Consider the following 4,270-nt stretch of genomic DNA (forward strand, 5'->3'; position numbering starts at 1 on the left):
GGGTGATCGCACCGGCGCCGCCGTCGCCGCCGTTGCCGGAGATCAGCCCGCCGCGACCGCCGTTACCGCCGGCACCGCCGTTGACCTGGGCGATACCCGCACCACCGTCACCGCCGTTGCCGAACCAGCCGGCCGCGCCGCCGCGGCCCCCGTTGAAACCGGCTCCACCGTTGCCGAAAAATCCGCCGTTTCCACCGTGGCAGGCGGTGATTCCGGCACAGGTCTCGGCATCAAAGGAGAAGCCGTTGCCCATGATGATGCCGCCGTTGGGATTCGCCGCGGTGCCGTTGCCGAAGAAGAAATTGACAAATGTCTGCGGTGTCGCAAATGCGCCCAGGGGCGAAATATTCGGGATGCTGGTCACCGCGGCACGATCGAGGTTCACCTCGGCCGTCGTGTCCCGTACCGCGGGAGCCGAGGCAACCTTCGCCTGGGCCGCAGAGCTTTCCAGCGCCGAGGTCGACTTCTCCGCAGCAACGGACTCAGCACGCTTGGCCACTACGTCGGAGGAGTCGGCATCCTTGACTGAATCACGGTGCAAGGAACCAAATCTGGCCGTCTTCTTGGTCGAGTCACCATCGGAATCGCCGGACTTCGAACCCGAGGACTTCGATTCGGTGTCGCCCTTGTCCGCAGACCGGCCCGGACCCGTATCCCGCGAGGACTTGGAGGACCTATCAGCACCTGACTTCGAGGGCTTGCTGTCCGATGACTTGCTGTCCGATGAGGATGAACTCGACGAGCCCGAGTCCGAAGAACCGGTGGAATCGGCGTGGGCCACGCCCGGCATCGCCACCATCGCCGCACCCATACCGAGGGCGAAGACGCCGGCGCCGACCCAACCCGCCGCGCTGTAATGACCACACTGCTGCGAGGTCGCCGGCTCCGGGTTCGCTGCGCTCAGCCCAGGAACCCGCACACTCTTTGCTGAACCGGCCCGATGCCGACCCTTCTTTGCCTTCGCAGCCTTGGTCATTCCCACCAGCGATCCCCCAATCAATTGCGACTAGTCCCGCCGCCAGATTTGCGACGCCGGCAGCAGCATAAAGGCAATTGACGATTACGTCACTACAATCGAAACATCCCGACACCTACGTCTCGGTAAGTTGCTGTCCGTTCAGTACTCGTTAACCACAACACGGGCGACTCCACCAAAACAGCATTGCCAACCGCATCACTGCGCGAGCCCCATACTCTCAGCTAGTTGCCGAAGGTAATGAAAACCATTGCTGTCACCTTCGCATCCGAGCCCGCAGTTCTCGATCCGACGAGTACGGTGGCGACGACAAACACCCGTTGGGTCAACGTGAAAACGAGGAAAGAGGCGCCATGATCGACGTCAACGAGATCGAGACCATCCGCAACGTGCAAGTCCCACAGGGCTTGGGTAACTGCAAACAACTGGTCACGTGGCTCGTGGCGGTTGCGGAGAACACCGAGGGCGCCAATCAGAACCCCAGTGCCCATCTGCAGACGTTGATCAGTCTGGTCGTCGGGTCGCAGCTCGAGATCATCAACACCCTCGCCGGCATGGAGGAAAATCTCGGCAAGCTGAGCGAAGATCTGAAGCGGCTTCAAGCGCAGAGCTGACGCGTCGGGCAGGCGACTGGAGCCGAGCGCGATTGACCTGCGCCGATACCCAGAACGGGACGCCGTCTCGCCCGGCTTCTGCGCCCTGGCCCACCATCGTCGCCGGCAACAAGCGCCTCTACGATGGGCACCATGGCCGACGATGCTCTGGCGATCACCGATGTTCCGTTCAGCCACGACCCCTGGGTGGCGGCGCGCAGCCGTTACGACGGCATGCCATACCGGCGGGTGGGCAACTCCGGGCTGCTGCTGCCGGCGATCTCACTGGGGCTCTGGTACAACTTCGGCGACAACCGGCCCTTTGACGGCCAGCGCCAGATCTTGCGCTACGCCTTCGATCACGGCATCACCCATTTTGACCTGGCCAACAACTACGGCCCACCGTACGGCTCCGCCGAGGAGAACTTCGGCCGGATGCTGCGTCGCGACTTCAAGCCGTACCGCAACGAGCTGATCGTCTCCACCAAGGCAGGCTGGGATATGTGGCCGGGACCGTACGGTCAGCTCGGCAGCCGCGCCTACCTGCTGGCCAGCCTCGACGAGTCGCTCGACCGGCTGGGCCTGGACTACGTCGACATCTTCTACTCGCACCGCATCGACGCGACGACGCCGTTGGAGGAAACCATCGGCGCACTCGACACCGCCGTCCGATCGGGCAAGGCCCGTTACGTCGGCGTCTCGTCGTACTCAGCCGAAAAGACCACGCAGGCAGCCGAAATCGCCAAACAACTCGGCACTCCCCTGGTGATCCACCAACCGTCGTACTCGCTGCTGAACCGCTGGGTCGAAAACGGTCTCACCGCGGCGCTGTCCGATGCCGGGATGGGCGCGATAGCGTTCACCGCCCTGGCGCAGGGCCTGCTGACCGACCGCTACTTGCAGCGGCCCGCCGTTGACATAGAACGCGCCACCGCCCGACCGACATTCGACGACGGGCTGATCACCGAGCAAGTGCGCGACCAGCTTCGCGGACTTGCCGGCGTTGCCGAGCGGCGGGGGCAGTCGCTGGCCCAGCTGGCGCTGGCCTGGGTGCTCCGCGATGCCGGCGTCGCCTCGACGCTGGTCGGCGCGTCCAGCGTGGAGCAGCTCCAGGAGAACCTGGGAGCCCTGGACAACCTGACCTTCAGTCCGGAAGAACTCGCCGAAATCGACCGGTATGCAACCGATTCCGGTATCGATTTGTGGCGCGAGAGCTCGGACATCTGAGAACCGGAAGGACGATATGGAAACCTGGGACGCACTGCGCTCACGACGGAATGTACGCAGCTATCTGACGGACGAGGTCACCGACGACGACCTGAACAGGATCGCCGAGGCCGGCTGGCGATCCCCGTCGGCACGCAATCAACAGCACTGGGACTTCATCATCGTGACTGATCACGAACAGCTACAACAGCTTTCGACAGTCTGGCAGGGCGCCAAGCACATTGCCTCGGCTCCGGCCGCGATCGCGCTGGTGATCCCGGAGCCGCCCGATGAGCGCACCGCACTGGTCGATCGGTATGACCTGGGACAGGCGACGCTGGCGATGATGCTCGCTGCAACCGATCTCGGCATCGGCACCGGCCACTCCTCGGTGGGCGATCAGGATCTGGCCCGCAAGCTCCTGTCCGTTCCGCAGGGATACCTCGTGGCGCATCTGATGGGCATCGGCTACCCCGCCGACCGTCCCCTCAAGCCGATCCTGAAGCCCGATCGGCGACCGTTCGACGAAGTTGTCCACCGAGGGCGCTGGAATGGTCACTCCCACTGACCCCTGCCCATGTGGCAGCAGCGGACCCTTCGGATCGTGTTGTCTGGCAATACACCACGGCGAGCCGGCGCAGACCGCCGAGCAACTGATGCGCTCGCGTTACAGCGCGTATGCCGTGGGCAATCTCGACTACGTGTGGCAGACCTGGCATCCGGCGACGCGGCCCGTCGGGTCGATGCCCGACGCGGTGCTCCCCTGGGTGCAACTCGACATCGTCGACACCGTTGACGGCGGACCCGACGACGAGTACGGCGAGGTCGAGTATCGGGCGCACTACCGCGATGGCACCGGAGTCGCGACACTGCACGAACGGTCCCGGTTCATCCGTCGTGCGGGTCGCTGGTTCTACGAGGACGGCGACATCCTCGACTGAACCCCAGTCAGCTCGGCCGGGTGTCGAGCCACTCGAAGAACTCGTCGGCCGAGAACACCGGCTTGCCGTAGTCGAGGGCTTTTTGCGCCTTACCGGACTGAGTGCCGGCCTCAGCGGTGACCAGGACCTCGCAACGAGTCTTGGTCACCGTTTTCACCGGGGTCAGCCCGGCCGCGGTGGCCAACACCTCCATCCGCTCTCGCGGCACCTCCACGCCGCTGTCATCCAAAGCGGTTCCGGTGAAACAAATCCGGGCGCCTGGCACCAGCACCTCGGCAATCGCCTCCCCCGCAGGCATCACATCGGCGTCGACGATAGAGGCACCCAGCAGCGCTTCGGCTCTGCGTAGCCGCGCCAGCACGGCGTCGGTGAGCCGGACCCGCGAGGCCGCGCGGCGCAGCTGGAAGGCCACCGATTCGCGGGCACCGGCCAGCCACTGCGAGCCGCCGGGCACGACGGGTGCGGCGCCGTCATCCAACAACACCGCGCTCACCCGGTGGCTGACCTCCAGCAGCGCCGACAACGCCGGCAGTGTCGCCGACACCGGTGTGGAC

Annotated in this window: 6 protein-coding genes and 1 pseudogene; 5 read left to right on the forward strand and 2 right to left on the reverse strand. The window is 64.9% G+C overall.

What is annotated here, in order from left to right; all coding sequences use genetic code 11:
• Positions 1-541, reverse strand: a pseudogene (locus tag WBB07_RS00665) (hypothetical protein); the annotation flags it as partial.
• Here WBB07_RS00665 and WBB07_RS00670 point away from each other — a divergent pair.
• The 5 genes from WBB07_RS00670 to WBB07_RS00690 all read left to right on the forward strand — a co-directional run bounded on the left by WBB07_RS00670 (position 522) and on the right by WBB07_RS00690 (position 3,716).
• Positions 522-857 carry a hypothetical protein gene (locus WBB07_RS00670; RefSeq protein ID WP_526303743.1) on the forward strand — a complete coding sequence of 112 codons (336 nt, stop codon included), beginning with the start codon at positions 522-524 and terminating at the stop codon, positions 855-857. The pseudogene WBB07_RS00665 and the gene WBB07_RS00670 sit on opposite strands and share 20 nt — an antisense overlap.
• A 472-nt stretch (positions 858-1,329) precedes the next feature.
• The gene (locus WBB07_RS00675) at positions 1,330-1,590 is read left to right on the forward strand and encodes a hypothetical protein (RefSeq protein ID WP_526303745.1); all 261 of its coding nucleotides are present in this window, start codon (positions 1,330-1,332) and stop codon (positions 1,588-1,590) included.
• Between the two features lie 132 nt (positions 1,591-1,722).
• Entirely contained in the window at positions 1,723-2,796 is a 1,074-nt protein-coding gene (gene mgrA / locus WBB07_RS00680) for an L-glyceraldehyde 3-phosphate reductase (RefSeq protein WP_526303747.1), read from the forward strand.
• Between the two features lie 16 nt (positions 2,797-2,812).
• The gene (locus WBB07_RS00685; protein WP_526303749.1) at positions 2,813-3,343 is read left to right on the forward strand and encodes a nitroreductase family protein; all 531 of its coding nucleotides are present in this window, start codon (positions 2,813-2,815) and stop codon (positions 3,341-3,343) included.
• Positions 3,327-3,716, forward strand: a complete 390-nt coding sequence (locus WBB07_RS00690) for a YchJ family metal-binding protein (protein ID WP_526303751.1) — start codon at positions 3,327-3,329, stop codon at positions 3,714-3,716. The genes WBB07_RS00685 and WBB07_RS00690 overlap by 17 nt, the downstream gene beginning before the upstream one ends.
• Positions 3,717-3,723: 7 nt before the next feature.
• Here WBB07_RS00690 and WBB07_RS00695 read toward each other — a convergent pair.
• Positions 3,724-4,270 (reverse strand): BRCT domain-containing protein (locus WBB07_RS00695; RefSeq protein WP_526303753.1); only part of this gene is annotated, 547 nt, incomplete at its 5' end.

It is taken from the genome of Mycobacterium sp., assembly GCF_049647605.1.
GTDB lineage: Bacteria > Actinomycetota > Actinomycetes > Mycobacteriales > Mycobacteriaceae > Mycobacterium.